Annotated in this window: 16 protein-coding genes and 1 pseudogene; 8 read left to right on the top strand and 9 right to left on the bottom strand. The window is 75.7% G+C overall.

What is annotated here, in order from left to right:
- Window positions 1–7 precede the first annotated feature (7 nt).
- Window positions 8–1039 carry an SIS domain-containing protein gene (locus AC5L34_RS00635; protein ID WP_101412622.1) on the bottom strand — a complete coding sequence of 344 codons (1032 nt, stop codon included), beginning with the start codon at window positions 1037–1039 and terminating at the stop codon, window positions 8–10.
- Window positions 1040–1286: 247 nt separating this feature from the next.
- On the opposite strand from AC5L34_RS00635, the gene AC5L34_RS00640 reads away from it, so the two are divergent.
- The gene (locus AC5L34_RS00640) at window positions 1287–3038 is read left to right on the top strand and encodes a tetratricopeptide repeat protein (protein WP_441175785.1); all 1752 of its coding nucleotides are present in this window, start codon (window positions 1287–1289) and stop codon (window positions 3036–3038) included.
- Window positions 3039–3106: 68 nt separating this feature from the next.
- Here AC5L34_RS00640 and AC5L34_RS00645 read toward each other — a convergent pair whose 3' ends face one another.
- Window positions 3107–3616: a GNAT family N-acetyltransferase gene (locus AC5L34_RS00645; RefSeq protein ID WP_441175687.1), complete on the bottom strand. Its 510-nt coding sequence runs from the start codon at window positions 3614–3616 to the stop codon at window positions 3107–3109.
- Window positions 3613–3834 carry a biotin/lipoyl-binding carrier protein gene (locus AC5L34_RS00650; RefSeq protein WP_172896635.1) on the bottom strand — a complete coding sequence of 74 codons (222 nt, stop codon included), beginning with the start codon at window positions 3832–3834 and terminating at the stop codon, window positions 3613–3615. Before AC5L34_RS00650 ends, AC5L34_RS00645 begins: the two co-directional genes overlap by 4 nt.
- A 305-nt stretch (window positions 3835–4139) precedes the next feature.
- Here AC5L34_RS00650 and AC5L34_RS00655 point away from each other — a divergent pair, with 305 nt between their 5' ends.
- Window positions 4140–4214, top strand: a complete 75-nt coding sequence (locus AC5L34_RS00655; RefSeq protein WP_369700219.1) for a 50S ribosomal protein bL37 — start codon at window positions 4140–4142, stop codon at window positions 4212–4214.
- Window positions 4215–4350: 136 nt separating this feature from the next.
- Here the strand turns inward: AC5L34_RS00655 and rsrA are convergent, their stop codons facing one another.
- The 5 genes from rsrA to AC5L34_RS00680 all read right to left on the bottom strand — a co-directional run bounded on the left by rsrA (window position 4351) and on the right by AC5L34_RS00680 (window position 7710).
- The gene (gene rsrA / locus AC5L34_RS00660) at window positions 4351–4638 is read right to left on the bottom strand and encodes a mycothiol system anti-sigma-R factor (RefSeq protein ID WP_088998571.1); all 288 of its coding nucleotides are present in this window, start codon (window positions 4636–4638) and stop codon (window positions 4351–4353) included.
- Between the two features lies 1 nt (window position 4639).
- Window positions 4640–5479 (bottom strand): sigma-70 family RNA polymerase sigma factor, encoded by an 840-nt coding sequence (locus AC5L34_RS00665; protein WP_441175686.1) that lies wholly within the window; start codon window positions 5477–5479, stop codon window positions 4640–4642.
- Between the two features lie 234 nt (window positions 5480–5713).
- Entirely contained in the window at window positions 5714–6328 is a 615-nt protein-coding gene (locus AC5L34_RS00670; protein ID WP_441175685.1) for an alpha/beta hydrolase family protein, read from the bottom strand.
- An 83-nt stretch (window positions 6329–6411) separates the two neighbouring features.
- Window positions 6412–6804 carry a WhiB family transcriptional regulator gene (locus AC5L34_RS00675; protein WP_441175684.1) on the bottom strand — a complete coding sequence of 131 codons (393 nt, stop codon included), beginning with the start codon at window positions 6802–6804 and terminating at the stop codon, window positions 6412–6414.
- 195 nt (window positions 6805–6999) lie between these two features.
- Window positions 7000–7710 (bottom strand): SOS response-associated peptidase, encoded by a 711-nt coding sequence (locus AC5L34_RS00680; RefSeq protein WP_441175683.1) that lies wholly within the window; start codon window positions 7708–7710, stop codon window positions 7000–7002.
- A 102-nt stretch (window positions 7711–7812) separates the two neighbouring features.
- Here AC5L34_RS00680 and aroA point away from each other — a divergent pair, with 102 nt between their 5' ends.
- The 4 genes and pseudogenes from aroA to AC5L34_RS00700 all read left to right on the top strand — a co-directional run bounded on the left by aroA (window position 7813) and on the right by AC5L34_RS00700 (window position 12052).
- Window positions 7813–9114 carry a 3-phosphoshikimate 1-carboxyvinyltransferase gene (aroA, locus tag AC5L34_RS00685; protein ID WP_441175682.1) on the top strand — a complete coding sequence of 434 codons (1302 nt, stop codon included), beginning with the start codon at window positions 7813–7815 and terminating at the stop codon, window positions 9112–9114.
- A 165-nt stretch (window positions 9115–9279) separates the two neighbouring features.
- Window positions 9280–10230: a ribosome small subunit-dependent GTPase A gene (gene rsgA / locus AC5L34_RS00690; protein ID WP_441175784.1), complete on the top strand. Its 951-nt coding sequence runs from the start codon at window positions 9280–9282 to the stop codon at window positions 10228–10230.
- A 25-nt stretch (window positions 10231–10255) separates the two neighbouring features.
- Complete coding sequence (gene hisN, locus AC5L34_RS00695) at window positions 10256–11074, top strand: histidinol-phosphatase (RefSeq protein WP_441175681.1); 819 nt, start codon at window positions 10256–10258, stop codon at window positions 11072–11074.
- A 59-nt stretch (window positions 11075–11133) separates the two neighbouring features.
- Window positions 11134–12052: pseudogene (locus AC5L34_RS00700) on the top strand (hypothetical protein).
- Here AC5L34_RS00700 and AC5L34_RS00705 read toward each other — a convergent pair.
- The gene (locus AC5L34_RS00705; RefSeq protein WP_494823630.1) at window positions 12007–13209 is read right to left on the bottom strand and encodes a glycosyltransferase; all 1203 of its coding nucleotides are present in this window, start codon (window positions 13207–13209) and stop codon (window positions 12007–12009) included. The pseudogene AC5L34_RS00700 and the gene AC5L34_RS00705 overlap by 46 nt on opposite strands.
- A 216-nt stretch (window positions 13210–13425) precedes the next feature.
- On the opposite strand from AC5L34_RS00705, the gene AC5L34_RS00710 reads away from it, so the two are divergent.
- A complete protein-coding gene (locus AC5L34_RS00710) occupies window positions 13426–14424 on the top strand; it encodes an SDR family oxidoreductase (protein WP_441175680.1) in 999 nt (332 codons plus the stop codon).
- 59 nt (window positions 14425–14483) lie between these two features.
- Window positions 14484–15209 carry an ATP-binding protein gene (locus tag AC5L34_RS00715; RefSeq protein WP_441175679.1) on the top strand — a complete coding sequence of 242 codons (726 nt, stop codon included), beginning with the start codon at window positions 14484–14486 and terminating at the stop codon, window positions 15207–15209.
- The last annotated feature ends 6 nt before the right edge of the window (window positions 15210–15215 follow it).

A 15215-nucleotide genomic window follows, 5' to 3' on the forward strand; every position in this document is an offset into this window, starting at 1 on the left:
GCGGGCGTCACATCGTCGCGGTGACCTTCTTCAGCCCACGCGGCGCGTCCGGGTCCTCGCCCCGGGCGAGCGCCAGCGCCAGCGCCAGGCGCTGCAACGGCAGGATGTCCAGCAGCGGCGCGTACCGCTCGTCGACCTCGGGGACGGCCATCCGGGTGGCGCCCTCGACGTCGGCGGAGCCGACCACCACCACGTCGGCGCGGCGCTCGCCGAGCCGGGGCAGCACCTCGCCCATCGACCGGCCACCCGGCCCGGAGCCGACCACCGCGAGCACCGGCACGTCCGGGTCGGTCATGGCGAGGGGACCGTGCAGCAGGTCGGCGCCGGAGAACGCGAGCGCCGGCAGGTAGGAGGTCTCCATGAGCTTCAGCGCGGCCTCGCGGGCGGTCGGGTACGCGTACCCGCGACCGGTGGTGACGAGCTGGCCGGCGAACCGGTAGCGGGGCGCGAGCTGGGCCGGGGTGGGGTCCTCCAGGGTGCGGGCGGCCAGCTCGGGCAGGGCGGCGAGCGCCTCGCGCTCGTCGGCGGGCAGCGCGCCGTCGCCGGCCCGGACGCCCTCGACGAGCATCAGCAGGGCGAGCAGCTCGGCGGTGTAGGTCTTGGTGGCGGCAACCGCGCGCTCGTGCCCGGCGGCGATGTCGACGCTGAGCTCGGCGACGTCGGCCAGCCGGGAGTCGGGCGCGTTGGTGACCGCGAGGGTCAGCGCGCCGGAGGCGCGGGCGGTACGCAGCACCTCGGCGAGGTCGGGCGAGCCGCCGCTCTGGCTGACGCCGACGACCAGCGCGTCGGAGAGGTCCGGCGTGGCGCCGTAGAGGGTGACGACGCTGGGCGAGGCGAGGCCGGCGGGCAGGCCGAGCCGGATCTCGGTCAGGTACGCCCCGTAGAGGGCGGCGTGGTCGGAGGTGCCCCGGGCGGTGAAGACCACGTGCCGGGGGCGGCGTTGCGCGATGACCGCCGCCACCCGGGCGATCGCCCCGGCGTGCCCGGCGGAGAGCAGCCGCTCGTAGCCCGCCGGCTGCTCGTCGATGTCGGCGGCCATGCCAGCCCCTGCACGCGTCACGGAAACTCCTCCCACTGCGCGATTGCCGCGCGTTTCCTGCTCAGTCTTGCACGTTTGAGCTGGACCGAGCAATCGAACGAGCAGTAGTGCGCAGATGATCACCATCTCGTCGCAACATCACCTAGGCTTGCCCGGCCCACCGGAGCCCGACGAGCGAGAGGACCACGTGCCCGAGGACGACCGGTCGCTGCCCGCGGCGGAGGAACTTGCCCTGGCCCGCCTCGCCATGGACGACGGCGATCTGAGACACGCCGCCGGTCACGTCGCCGCCGCGCTGGCCCAGGCCCCGACCCTGCCCGAGGTGCACGAGACCCTCGCCCGGCTCGCCGCCGCCGACGGCACGGGCGGCGTCGACCTCTTCCCGCTCCAGGGCCACGCCTTCGTCGGTGCCGTGGTGGCCCGCGCCCACCTGCTCGCCGCCGCCGGCCGGCCCGCGGAAGGGCTCGACCTGCTGGTCGCGGCGACCGGCCACGCACCGGGCACGGACTGGGCCGCGGTGCCGTGGGTGACCACCCCGCAACTCGCCGAGCGCCTCGAACCGGACCGGACCGCCCGGATCCTGATGCAGGTCTGCGCCGCCGTGTCCGACCCCGTGCCCCGGGCCGACCGGGCCGCCCTGGCCCCCTACCTGGCGCTGGCCCGCAACGCGGTCACCGTCCACCCCGAGCACGGCCTGCTGCTGGGCGCGGCGTCCGCGCTGGCCAGGCGGGTCGGCGAGGTCGACCTGGCGATCCGCTGGGCCGCCCGGGGCGTACGCGCGGAGCCGTCGAAGATCGGCGAGGTGTGGCTCGGGTACGCGTACCGCAGCGCCGGGCGCACCCGCGAGGCGCTGGCCGCGCTCGGTCGGGCCGTCGCGCACGACCCCGACGACCTGACCGTCTACGCCGACATCGCCGGCACCCTCGCCGACAACGGGCGGCTCGACGAGGCGCTGGAGTGGATCGAGCGGGCGCTGGCCCGCGACCCCTCCTTCGAGTGCGCCGTGCACACGGCGCACCGGCTGCGGCACCAGCGCGACGGCGACGTGGCACACCTGGTCGCGCTCGCCGACTTCGTCCGGGAGCATCCCGACGACACCCACGAGCACGGCGACCTGGCCGAGAGCTGCCGGGGTCGGCCCTGGCTCGGGCAGGTCACCCCGGCGACCGGGCCGTTGGTGGAGGCGCTGCGCCTGGCCGTAACCGACGAGCGGGCCGGCCTCGGCGCCGTACGGCTGGACTCGCCCGCGCCGCCCAGCGCGCTGCGTACGGCCGCGACGGCCGCGCCCGGGCTGCGGATCGAGGTCACCGGCGTGCCGGAGCCCGACCCGCGCGAGCCCCGGCGGGCGACCGTCCGACAGCTCTGGCGCCACGACGGGACGACGGTCGTGCCCGCCGTGCCGGCGCCCTCGGCGGAGGCGGCCGCGCGGCTGCGGCAGCTCGCGCACCCGGCGTGGCCGCACCCGCCGGCCGCGTACGACGCGGCGGTGGGCCTGGCCACCCTGGAACTGCCCGACCTGCTCGGCCTGCTGGCGCACCCGCCGGAGGCGCCGCCGACCGCGCTGGGCCGGGTGCTCGGGCAGGACCCCTCGCTCTGGGTGCGCTGCGTGCAGGTGTGGGCGTGCCTCGGCCTGCTGCACCACCGCACCGACGAGCCGTGGGCCGGGTCGACCCGGCGTCAGGTGCTGCTGGACCTGGTCTGGGGCGTCGAGGACTGGGTCACCGAGGCGGCCCTGTTCGCCCTGGTCACCGCCGCCTGGGTCGACCCGGCGGTACGCCCCGAGGTGGCCCGGGTGGTGACCGAGAGGCTGGCCGACGTGGCGGCGGTCGCCCGGACCCGCCCGGTGCCCATCGCGCCGTCCCTGGCCCACCTGTCCCTGGCCAGCCCGGCCCTCGACCCGCAGACGGCGGCCCTGGCCGCCACGCTGACGACCACCCGCCCGGTCCCCCGACCACGTTCCCGCCTGGGCCGCCTCTGGCGGCGCATCAGGAGCCGCTGAACCGCTGAGCGGCGACTCCCGGCAGCGTGCGCACCTCGGGGCCGGTGGATCGCCGTTCCGGCGGCGCCTCAGGGGCCGGTGAGTTCCAGCCGGAGGCCGAGCAGTCGCACCCCGTCCAGGGGCTCCCAGTCCAACTCCGGCGTCCGCACGAAACCGCGACGCTGGTAGAGCCGCTGGGCGGAGGCGGCGAAGCCGCTGCGTACGCAGATCACCACGGCGGAACAGCCCAGCTCGGCCGCCCGCGACACGCAGGCCTCGACCAGCGCCGCGCCGACGCCCCGCCCCTGCGCGGCCGGGTCCACCGCCAGCATCCGGAACTCCGCCTCGCCCGCCCGGGACAGCTCGGCGTAGCGGGTGCCGGGCAGGACGAAGGTCACCGAACCGAGCGGCGCGCCGGTGGCGTCGTCGACGGCGACGAGCACCTCGCCGTCGACGGCCCGGGCCGCCACGTCGGCGAGCACGGCGGCGTAGCCGTGTTCGCCCTTGAGCTGGCCGTCCGCCTCGTACGCGGCGACCGTCAGCCGAGCCACCGCCGGGAAGTCGTCCGGCCCGGCCCGGCGCACCGAGAGGCCGGTCAATCGATCACCGCGATCAGGTCACCGTCCTGCACGACGTCGCCCTCGTTGACCGCGAGCTGCTTGACGACACCGTCGGACTCGGCGACGACCGGGATCTCCATCTTCATCGACTCCAGGATCACCAGCGTGTCCCCCTCGGACACGGTGTCCCCGGCCGACGCGACGACCTTCCAGACGTTCGCCACCATCTCGGCGCGGATCTCCTCGGCCATGTCCAGGGCCCTCCCTCTCGCGGTTGCCTGCCGACGTATCCAATCATGCGGGCGGCCTCCGGCGGGCGTGGAGCGGCCCGGGCGGATGGTTGATCGACTCCGGGGTCGACCCGCCCGGGCGTCCCGGCCGGTGGGCGGCGCGGCCTCCGGCGTGTCGTGCGGCGCGGCGTACGGTCGGCGGCCCCGGCGGACGACGGCGGGTGCCGGCCGCACTAGCATCAGCGGGTCGGACCCCGGCGCCGGGAGGACCGGTGCGTGCACCGGCGCCGAGCTCGTGCGCAGGGGGATCCGACCATCACGAGGAGGTCACCATGGCGAAGAAGGCCCGTAAGAAGAAGGCCCGTAAGAAGAGCGGCGCGAACCACGGCAAGCGCCCCAACTCCTGACCGGCGGCCGGGCCCCACGGCCCGGCGCGACCAGTCAGCGCGAACGCTGGTGGCCCGGGTCGTCCCGACCCGGGCCACCGCTGTCGCCGTCCACGTCGCGACCGACCCCGGTCGGCCGCCGTTCACCGGCCCGGTCTCAGTCGGCCAGTTCCTTCGACTCGGTGCTCTCGAAGACCACCAGCTCGGTCAGGCGCAGCCGCAGCCGCTCCCGCAGCTTGTCGGGCGCGGTCTCGTTGCCGCAGCAGCGGGCGACGAGCGCCCGCACCTCCTGCTCGATGCCGTACTCGCGCAGGCACGGCCCGCACTCGTCGAGGTGGTGGCGGATCAGCGCGCGCCGCTCCTCGGCGCACTCCAGATCCAGGTAGAGGTAGACCTCCGCGAGGACCTCTCGGCAGTCCGTCTCGTGCGGATCCCCACAGCTCATGTCAGACCTCCCGGCCGGCGGAAGCGGTCGAGCCCTTCTTCGACGCCGCGGCGGAGAAGCCCCGCTCGGCGGCGTACTGCTCGAGCAGCTTGCGCAGATTACGACGGCCGCGGTGCAGCCGCGACATGACCGTGCCGATCGGCGTGCCCATGATGTCGGCGACCTCCTTGTAGGAGAAGCCCTCGACGTCGGTGAGGTAGACGGCCAGGCGGAACTCCTCCGGCAACTGCTGGAGGGCCTCCTTGACGTCGCTGTCCGGCAGCCGGTCCAGCGCCTCGGTCTCGGCCGAGCGCAGGCCGCTGGAGGTGTGCGACTCGGCCTCGGCGAGCTGCCAGTCGGTGATCTCCTCGGTCGGCGCCTGGATGGGCTGGCGCTGCCGCTTGCGGTAGGAGTTGATGTAGGTGTTGGTCAGGATCCGGTAGAGCCAGGCCTTCAGGTTCGTGCCCTGCTCGAACTGGTGGAAGGCCGCGTACGCCTTCAGGTAGGTCTCCTGGACCAGGTCCTCCGCATCCGCCGGATTGCGGGTCATCCGCAGCCCGGCAGCGTAGAGCTGATCGACGAAGGGCATCGCGTCCCGCTCGAAGCGGGCCCTGCGCTCGTCCGTCTTCTCGGTGGTCAACCGCACATCCCCTCGCGTCGGATGCTGTCCCGCCGAGGATACGCGCCCGGACGTGCCCGCAGATTCACTTCCGGCGGGTGTGCTCGTCCTCACCGTGCTCGCGCGCACCGCCGCCGGGCCGACCGGCGGCACCACCGCGGGCCAGTCCGGGCCGCCCAGCAGCCGTCGAAGCTGCCGCGCTCCCCGCTCGTCCCGTTCCCGGGCCCGTGTCTCGGTCGGCACCGGTCTCCCCCCTCGCCAGAAATGTCGTCCGGGGGGTGCAACGCCCCCGACGGGGCGGAGCATTCCGCTGGCCTCCCCCGTTCCTGGTCCCGGCGCCGGCAGCGGGCCGACGCTGGGACCAGGAAGGGCCTGGGAGGACCGGCGCCGCCCGCCCGAACCGGGCGTCCGGCGCCATCCGATGCAACGACCCGCCGCCGCCACCGGACACGGCCCGCCACGGCGTCCGCGCCCGGCTCAGCGTCGCGCCCAGCCCTGCCCGCGCAGCCAGTCGCACACCACCGCGGCCGTACCGGCCGGGTCGCCCCGCAGGTCGTGCCGCTCCCCCGGACGGGTCACCACGCGCACCCCCGGCCCCGGCTCCGGCACCCCGAACGGGTCGCGGTCGCCGTTGACCACGAGAGTGGGCAGGCCGGTTGCCAACTCCGCCGCCCTCGACCGCTCCGGGCGGCCGGGCGGATGCAGCGGGAACGCCAGCGCCACGATTCCGGCGGCGCCCACCGCCGGCGCGGTGCGACACGCCACCCGCGCGCCGCTGGAGCGTCCGCACACCAGCAGCGGTACGCCGGGGTGCCGCTGCCGCAGCACGGCGAGCACGGCGGTCCACGCCTCGTCGAGGTGCCCCGCCGGAGCTGGCGCGCGTCGACCGGCGACGCGGTAGGGCTGGGTCACCCGGGCCACCACCAGCCCGGCGCCGACCGCTGCGTCCCGGAGCGCACGCAGGTCCGGGGCGTCGACGTCACCGCCCGCGCCGTGGCCGAGCACCAGCAGGGCGCTCGGTGCACCCGCCGGCGGGTCGGTGTCGACCCGGGCGGGCCCGCGCGGGGTGAAGAGCTCGTCGTCCTGCGGCACCGGCCCATTCTGCGGTGTCGCAGGCACGACGGGCGGCCGGCCCGCCGAGATGGGGGGCCGGCCGCGACCGGTTCAGTCGCCGGTCAGCTCAGCGGCACCAGGGTGAGCAGCCGGTCCCGGACCGGCGGACCCGCGTCGCCGGCGGCCTCCGGATCCGGTAGCACCTCGTCGCGCCAGGCGACCAGCATCGCCCGCCGCTCGCGTGGAGTGGTGCCGCCCCAGACGCCGTGCAGGTCGCCCACGTCCAGCGCCCACGCCAGGCAGGAGCCCTGCACGTCACAGCTGCGGCACAACGCGACTGCCGCGTCGGCCGGTTCGTTCGGCGCCGGAAAGAACGTTTCCGGGTCGACGTTCTGGCAGGTTCCCCTGGTTCGCCACGCCTCGTCCTGTCGCCGCTCCCGCAACGCCCGCAGCAGTCGCGGATCTCGTCGTGCGGCGGCCACCTCGTGCGGCCGGGGCATACGTGCCCGTGTCATCCACCCACCTCCCCCGTGGGACCGGCAAGATCGGTGCGCGTCGTCCGCCCCGTGCGGATCGACACCCACTACCGGCGCTGTGTTGTATCGCACTTCCGGACACCGGGACAAGACTTCACGGCGAATACGGGTGAACGCGGGGGCGACGTTTCGTCCGCAACTCTGGTAAATCACTCCCGACAATGTGTCGGACTGTCAGAAAAGCGTCATCTCCTGCGGGCCGACGGCCCGGGCGAGCGGCACCCGCTCGGTCAACTGCGGCCCGTCGTTGCGCACGTCCCCCACCGCCGTGCCCACCGGGCGGATCTCCAGCGTGGCGAGCCAGTCCGGCGGCGGTGGCGCGAGCAGGCCCTCCGGCTCGTCGGTCGACGCCAGCCACGCCCCCCAGCGCTCCCGGGGCAGCAGCAGCGGCATCCGGTCGTGCACCTCGGCCAGCTCGCCCAGAGCGGCCGTGGTGAGGACGCTGAAGGTCAGCAGCGGGTCGGCGGAGCCCTCCCAGACCGACCAGATGCCGGCGAAGGCCAGCACCGAGCCGTCCGACGGGGTCATGTAGAAGGGCTGCTTGCGCCCGTCCGCCGAGCGGACCCACTCGTACCAGCCGTCGGCCGGGACGAGGCAGCGGCGGCGGGCGAAGGCCCCCGCGTACGCCCGGCTGGTGGCGACCGTCTCGGCGCGGGCGTTGATCATGCGGGCGGCGCCGGACGGCGACCGGGACCAGGACGGGACCAGACCCCAACGGCCGACGGACAGCGCGCGGTGGCCCTCGGGGCTGACCCGCACCAACGGCACCCGGTCGGTGGGCGCGACGTTGTGGTCGGGGCCGACGCCGCCGCCGGTCTCGTCCTGGGACTCGAACAGCGCGCTCAGGTCGCCCGCGCTCCGGGTCGTCGCGTACCTCCCGCACATGTCGCACACGCTAACCCGCCACGCGTCGTCCGGCTGTCCCGCTGACCGGGAGTAGCCGCGCCGGCCGGCCGCGCCCGCCCCCGGACACGGCAGAATGGAGGCGTGGGGAACCTGATCGCGACCCGGCCGCCGCAGCCGTGGACAGCTCCGACCGCCTCCGACCCGGTCGCGGCGACGCTGCGCCTGCCCGGGTCCAAGTCGATGACCGCGCGCGCCCTGGTGCTGAGCGCCCTGGCCGGCGGTCCCTCGACCCTGGCCGGGCCGCTGCGCGCCCGGGACACCGAGCTGATGGCCGCCGGGCTGCGCGCCATGGGCGCGCACATGTCGATCAGCGACGACGAGCGCTGGCTGGTCCGCCCCCACCCGCTGGTCGGCCCCGCGCACGTCGACGTCGGCCTGGCCGGCACCGTGATGCGCTTCGTCCCACCCGTGGCGGGCCTCGCCGACGGGCGGATCACCCTCGACGGCGACCCGCAGGCCCGCACCCGGCCCCTCGGCCCGCTGATCGGGGCGCTGCGCTCCCTCGGCGTACGCGTGGACGCCCCCGCCACCGGCAGCCTGCCGCTGACCGTGCTGGGCGCCGGGCGGGTGGTCGGCGGCGAGGTGGTGATCGACGCCTCCGCGTCGAGCCAGCTGGTCTCCGGGCTGCTGCTGGCCGCGCCGCGCTTCGACCGGGGCGTGGTGGTCCGGCACGTGGGCCCGCCGGTGCCCTCCGCGCCGCACCTGCGGATGACCGTGCAGATGCTGCGGGCCGCCGGCGCGGCCGTCGACGACGGCACCCCCGACGTGTGGGTGGTCGAGCCCGGCCCGCTGGCGGGGCGCGGCTGGCAGATCGAGCCCGACCTGTCGGGCGCCGTGCCGTTCTTCGCCGCCGCCCTGGTCACCGGCGGCGAGGTGACCCTCCAGGGCTGGCCGCGCAGCAGCGCCCAGCCCGTCGAGCAGCTCCGTTCGCTGCTCCAGCGGATGGGCGGCGAGGTGACCCTCTCCACCGGCGGGCTGACGGTCCGGGGCACCGGCGCCGTGCACGGCCTGACCGCCGACCTCTCCGACGTCAGCGAGCTGACCCCGGCGCTGACCGCGCTGGCCATGCTCGCCGACTCGCCGTCGGTGTTCACCGGCGTCGGCCACATCCGGGGCCACGAGACCGACCGGCTCACCGCGCTGGCGCGGGAGTTCACCGCCCTCGGCGCCGACATCACCGAGTCCCCCGACGGGCTGGAGATCCGGCCCCGACCGCTGCACGGCGGGGTGTTCGAGACCTACCACGACCACCGGATGGCGCACGCCGCCGCCGTGGCCGGCCTGGCCGTTCCGGGCGTCGAGCTGAGCGACGTGGCGTGCACCTCGAAGACCATGCCGGAGTTTCCGGCACTATGGTCGGCGATGGTGACCGGCAAGAGCTGACACGACGGGGGGCGGGTCCTGACGACCAGACGGCGGGAGTACGACGAGGACGACGTCCGGGTCCGTCCGGGCAGGTCGTCGCGCCCGCGTACCCGTACGCGCCCCCTGCACTCCGACGCGGTGGACGGCTTCGTGATCGCCGTCGACCGGGGCCGCTACACGTGCGTGCCGCCCGACGCCGGGCCCGACGCACCCCTGGTCACCGCGATGCGGGCCCGGGAACTGGGGCGCAAGTCGGTGGTGGTCGGCGACCGCGTCGGCCTGGTCGGCGACACCTCCGGCGCGGCCGGGGCGCTGGCCCGCATCGTCCGGATCGCCGAGCGCACGTCGGTGCTGCGGCGCACCGCCGACGACGACGAGACCACCGCGGAGGGCCGGCTGGAACGGGTGGTCGTCGCCAACGCCGACCAGTTGGTCATCGTCAGCGCGCTGGCCGACCCGCCGCCGCGCACCGGGTTCATCGACCGCTGCCTGGTGGCCGCGTACGACGCCGGCATCGAGCCGCTGCTCTGCCTCACCAAGGCCGACCTGGCCGGCCCCGAGACGGTGCTCGGCTACTACGCCGAGCTGGAGCTGCCGTACGTGCTGATCCGCCCGGACTCCGACCTCGACGCCCTGCGCGACCTGCTCGCCGGGCGGATCTCGGTCATGGTGGGGCACTCGGGGGTGGGCAAGTCGACGCTGGTCAACCGGCTCGTGCCGGACGCCGCCCGGGCGGTCGGCACGGTCAGCGCGATCGGCCGGGGCCGGCACACCTCCACGAGCGCGGTGGCGCTGCGCCTGCCCCGGCTGGCCGGCGACCCACCGCACGGCGGGGACGCCGCCGGCTGGATCGTCGACACCCCGGGGGTACGCAGCTTCGGGCTCGCGCACGTCTCCGCCGACAGCCTGCTGCACGGCTTCCCCGACCTGGTCGAGGGGACGGTCGACTGTCCCGCCAACTGCCCGCACACACCGGACGAGGCCGACTGCGGGCTGGACGCCTGGGTCGCCGCCGGCAAGGCCGATCCGCGCCGGCTGGCCTCGTACCGCCGGCTGCTGGCCTCCCGGTCGGGTGAGGGCGACGCGCGCGAACCCGACCAGCGGAATCCCGGCGACCCGCTCGCGGGGGCCTGAGCCGGTCGCCGCTACCGTTTCGGGCATGCCCGGGTACGCCGACGACATCGCCCTCGCCCACCTGCTCGCCGACGCCGCCGACGCCGTCTCCACGGCCCGGTTCCGCGCGCTCGACCTGCGGGTCGAGGCGAAGCCCGACCTGACCCCGGTCTCCGACGCGGACACCGCCGTCGAGCGGGAGATCCGGACGCTGCTGGCCGCGCACCGGCCGGCCGACGGCCTGCTCGGCGAGGAGTACGGCGAGCAGCCCGCCAGCGGCCCGGACGGCCGACGCTGGGTGGTCGACCCGATCGACGGCACGAAGAACTTCATCCGCGGCGTGCCGGTGTGGGCCACCCTGATCGCGCTGCTGGAGGGCGACCGCCCGGTCGCCGGGCTGGTCTCCGCGCCGGCGCTCGGTCGCCGCTGGTGGGGCGCGCTCGGCGAGGGAGCGTACGCGGGGCCCGACGCCGCGAGCGGCGCGCCGATCCGGGTCTCCGCAGTACGGGACCTCGCCGACGCGAGCTTCTGCTACTCGTCGCTGACCGGGTGGGAGTCCGCCGGGCGGCTGGACGCGATGCTCCAGCTCATGCGGGACACCTGGCGCAGCCGGGCGTACGGCGACTTCTACGGCTACATGCTGCTGGCCGAGGGCGCGCTGGACGTGATGGTGGAGCCGGAGCTGTCGCTGTGGGACGTCGCCGCGCTGGTGCCGATCGTCACCGAGGCGGGCGGCACGTTCACCGATCTGGCCGGCCGACCCGCCCCCTCCGGCGACGCCGGGACCGAGAGCAGCGCCGTGGCCAGCAACGGCGCGTTGCACGCCGACATCCTCGCCCGGCTGGGTCGGCCAACCGAGCACTGACCTCCGGCAGCCTCTATCCTCGCCAGGTGGTCTCCTCCGGTTGGTGCTTCCTCGCGGCCATGATCGTCGCGTACGGCGTCGCCAACCTCCTCCAGTCGGTGGCCGCCGCCCGCACCACCGTGCACCACACCTTCGACCCGGGGCTGCTGCTGCGGCTGGCGGGGCACCGCACGTACCTGGTCGGGCTCGGCTGCCAGGTCGCCGGGTTCGTGCTGGCCCTGCTCGCCCGCCGGGACCTGCCGCTGTTCCTGGTCCAGTCCAGCGTCGCCGCCGGGCTCGGGGTCACCGCCCTGCTCGGCGTGCTGGTGCTGAAGTGGCGGTTGCCGGCTGCCGAGGTGGCGCTGCTGGTGCTGCTGTTCGCCGGGATCACCGCGCTGGTGCTCTCCGCCGAGCCCGCACCGGCCAAGCCGCTCGGCACCGCCGGGCTGGTCGCCCTGGTGGTGGCGCTCGGCGTGATCGCGGTGATCGGCTTCTTCGCCGTACGCCTGCACGGGGCGCCCGGCTCGGTGGCGCTCGGCGCGCTGGCCGGGCTGGCGTTCTCCGCCGCCGCGGTGGCCGCCCGGCCCCTCGCCTCCTCCCCGACGCCGGAGGCGTTCGTCCGGGACCCGCTGCTCTACCTGCTGATCGTCCACTCGATCGTCGGTCAGCTGCTGCTCGGCCTCGCCATGCAGCGCGGCTCGACCACGGCCGCCGTGGCGGCGATGGACGCCGCCGGGGCGGTGCCCGCCGCGATCGTCGGCCTGCTGCTGCTCAACGACAAGATCTGGCCCGGGCGGGAGTGGCTCGCCGCCGTCGGGTTCCTGGTCACGCTCGCGGCCGTCATCGGCCTCACCCGGTACGCCGAACCCCAGCACCACCACGCCGTCGCCGGGGAACCCGACCGGGGCATGGTGGGCGTCGGAGCGCCCGGCCGACCGCTCTGAGGAGCCGGGTCAGGCCGCCTCGACCGGCTTGCGCCGGCTCACCACCCGCTCGTAGAGGCGCTCCAGCGCGCCGGCCGTCCGCTCCCAGGTGTAGCTGCACCGCACCCGGTCGACGGCGGCGTGCCCGTACGCGAACCGCCCGGCGTTGTCGGCGAGCAGCCGGCGCAGCGTCACGCCCAGCGTGCGGACGTCGCCCGGCGGCACCAGCCGGCCGGTGACCTCGTCGACCACCGCGTCGGCGATGCCGCCCATGGAGTAGCCCACCACCGGCACCCCGCAGGCCATCGCCTCCAGCGACACCCGGCCGGCGGAGGAGTAGTGCGGCGTGCAGGCGACCACGTCCGCCGAGCGGTACCAGGTGGCCATCTGCTCGTGCGGCACCGCGCCCACCAGCTTCACCTGCTCGGCCACCCCGCTGCGCTCGGCCAGCTCGCGCAGCCGGCGGGCCTCGGCGTGGCTGGCGAGCTGCCCGGCGGGCGGGCCGCCGGCGATCACGAGTTCGGCGTCGCCGACCAGCCGCATGGCCCGGATCAGGTCCTCCTGGCCGTGCCCGGCCGAGAGCCCGCCGACGGAGAGGATCCGGGCCCGCCTGTCGCGGGGGGCGGCCTCGCCGTCGGGGTGGAACTGCGCGGTGTCGACGCCGGCCGGCACCATCGCCACGGAGCTGCGTTGCAGTCCCATCCGGGTCAGCTCGTCGACCTCGTCGGTGCACTGGGCGACGGCGATGTCCACCGCCCGGGTCAGCGCGCGCTCCAGCGGGATCCGCTCCCCCGGGCCGTCGTACATCCGGCCGAGGTGGCGCAGCTGCTCGACGCCGAGGGAGTGGAAGGTCTGCACCACGGGGATGTCGGTCTCGCGGACCGCGTGCGCGGCGGCCAGCCCGCCGACCCAGTAGTGCCCGTGGACCACCTCGGGGTGCCAGTCACCCACCCACCGGTCGGCCAGCCAGGCGCCGAACGCGGACACGTACGGCACCAGCTCGGCGGTGGGCAGCGGGGCCGCCGGGCCGACCGGGACCCGCTCCACCCGGTAACCGTCGACCGTCGCCGTCTCCGGCAGGTCGGGGTCGTCGCGGCGTTCGTACACCCGGACGTCGTGGCCCCGCGCGGCGAGTTCGGCGGCGACCCGGGCGATGTGCTGGTGGGTGCCGACGGTCAGGCCGTCGGTGCCCCTGGGCGGGCCGGCGTGCGCGCAGACGAGGCCGACGCGCATGGGTCACCTCCATGCGATCTTCTCAAGCGGTGGTCCTCGGTCAGAGGGTCCCATTAACCGAACGCCCGGGAGCCGAAACCTGGCAGATCGGGAAGAGACCGGCGGGTGCTTGCGCGACGGCAACTGTCGCGGCGCGGCCTGCCGCACCCGGAGCCGGGACAAATCCGACCCGGCACCGGCCGCATGACCCCTGCCCGTGGGGGGTACGGGCGAAGAATGCCTCTGACCCGCAGCCTCGCCGACGCCACCGTCGTGCTCACCGGTGCCTCCAGCGGCATCGGTACGGCCACCGCGTACGCCCTCGCCCGGCGCGGCACCGCCGTCGTGCTGGCCGCCCGGAGCGAGGCGGCGCTGGAGGAGGTGGCCCAGCGGTGCCGGGAACTGGGCGGACGGGCGCTGGTGGTGCCGACCGACGTGACCGACCCGGCGGCCGTCGAGCGCCTCGCCGCCCGCGCCGTCGCCGAGTTCGGCCGGATCGACGGCTGGATCAACAACGCCGCCGTCGGCGCGGTCGGGCTCTTCGACGAGATCCCGGTGGAGGAGTTCCGGCGGGTGCTGGAGGTGAACCTGCTCGGTGCCGCGTACGGCACCCGCGCCGCCCTGCCCCACCTGCGCGCGGCGGGCGGCGGCGTACTGGTCAACAACGCGTCGGTGCTGGCCGAGGTGGCGATGCCCTACCAGTCGGCGTACAACGCCGCGAAGCACGGCATCCGCGGGCTGGCCGACACGGTCCGGCAGGAGATGCGGGTCACCGGGCGGGGCGACATCTCGATCTGCACGGTGCTGCCGGCCACCATCGACACCCCGTTCTTCCGGCACGCCGCCAACCACAGCGGCCGGGAACTTGTGCCGCCGCCCCCGGTCTACCCGCCGGAGGTGGTGGCCGAGACGATCGTCCGGCTGCTGCGTCGTCCCCGGCGCGAGGCGTACGCCGGCGGGGCCGCCCGGCTGATCGGCCTCCAGTGGCGGCTCGCCCCGGCGCTCGCCGAGCGGGTCCTCGGCTGGTACGCGCACCGCACCCAGTTCGGGCCCACCCCGCGACCGGAGAGCACCGGCAACGTCTTCCGCCCCGACGCGGCGGCGCGGCGCGAGGGCGGCTGGCACGGTCGGCGGCGGCACATGGTCCGGATGACCGCCGCCTTCGGGCTGGCGGCGGCGGGAACTGCCGTCGGGACGGTGGCCGCGATGACCCGCCGGGCGCGGACGGACCGCTGATGTCCGGCAGCGAGCGGTCGGGTGCGCGCTCCGCGCGGGGGGTGCAGAATAGGGCGATCATGGCGACCGACGCGCGCTGCCAGGTGGAGGCCGACGAGTCCTCCGGGGTGCTCCGGCTGACCGGCGTGCTCGACCACTCCGGCACGGACGCCGTGCGCGACGGTCTGCTCGCCCACCTCTGCGGCCGGCCCGGCGCGGTGGTGGCGGACCTCACCGACCTGCGGGTGACCGACCCGGCGGCCCGGGAGGTCTTCACCGAGGTACGCCGGGAGGTGCGCCACTGGCCCGCGGCCGACCTGCTGCTCTGCGATCCGACCGGTGCCGTCGAGGGAGTGCCGGCCTGGCCGACGCTGGACGGGGCGATGGCCGGGCTGGCCGCCGCGCCGCTGGCCGCGGTGGTCGAGGCCGACCTGCCGCCCGTCGTCGGGGCCGCCCGGCAGGCCCGGCAGCTCGTGGCGGAGGGCTGCGGAGCCTGGGGCCTGCCCGAACTGGTCGAACCGGCGTGCATCGCCGTCACCGAGATGGTGAACAACGTCGTCGCCCACGCGCGCACCCCGATGACGGTCCGCCTGGCGCCCCGGGACGACCACCTGCACCTGGCGGTACGCGACCACTCGTCGCGGCAGCCGGCGTTCACCGGGACGGCCCCGCCGGACGTCGCGGGCGGGCGCGGCCTGCTGCTGATCGACACCGTGGCCCGCAGCTGGGGCAGCAGCCGGGTGCCGGACGGCAAGGTCGTCTGGTGCGTGCTGCACGTGGCCGACGAGGCCGTCGAGCACGGCTGACGGCGC

Source organism: Micromonospora sp. ZG13, assembly GCF_059359355.1.

Bases quoted from the DNA above. Each gene is read 5' to 3' on its own strand.
- AC5L34_RS00635 (WP_101412622.1), bottom strand. From the start codon at position 1,039: ATGGCCGCCGACATCGACGAGCAGCCGGCGGGCTACGAGCGGCTGCTC.
- AC5L34_RS00675 (WP_441175684.1), bottom strand. From the start codon at position 6,804: ATGACACGGGCACGTATGCCCCGGCCGCACGAGGTGGCCGCCGCACGA.
- AC5L34_RS00715 (WP_441175679.1), top strand. From the start codon at position 14,484: ATGGCGACCGACGCGCGCTGCCAGGTGGAGGCCGACGAGTCCTCCGGG.
- AC5L34_RS00640 (WP_441175785.1), top strand. From the start codon at position 1,287: ATGGACGACGGCGATCTGAGACACGCCGCCGGTCACGTCGCCGCCGCG.
- AC5L34_RS00705 (WP_494823630.1), bottom strand. From the start codon at position 13,209: ATGCGCGTCGGCCTCGTCTGCGCGCACGCCGGCCCGCCCAGGGGCACC.
- hisN (WP_441175681.1), top strand. From the start codon at position 10,256: ATGCCCGGGTACGCCGACGACATCGCCCTCGCCCACCTGCTCGCCGAC.
- AC5L34_RS00710 (WP_441175680.1), top strand. From the start codon at position 13,426: ATGCCTCTGACCCGCAGCCTCGCCGACGCCACCGTCGTGCTCACCGGT.
- rsrA (WP_088998571.1), bottom strand. From the start codon at position 4,638: ATGAGCTGTGGGGATCCGCACGAGACGGACTGCCGAGAGGTCCTCGCG.
- AC5L34_RS00680 (WP_441175683.1), bottom strand. From the start codon at position 7,710: ATGTGCGGGAGGTACGCGACGACCCGGAGCGCGGGCGACCTGAGCGCG.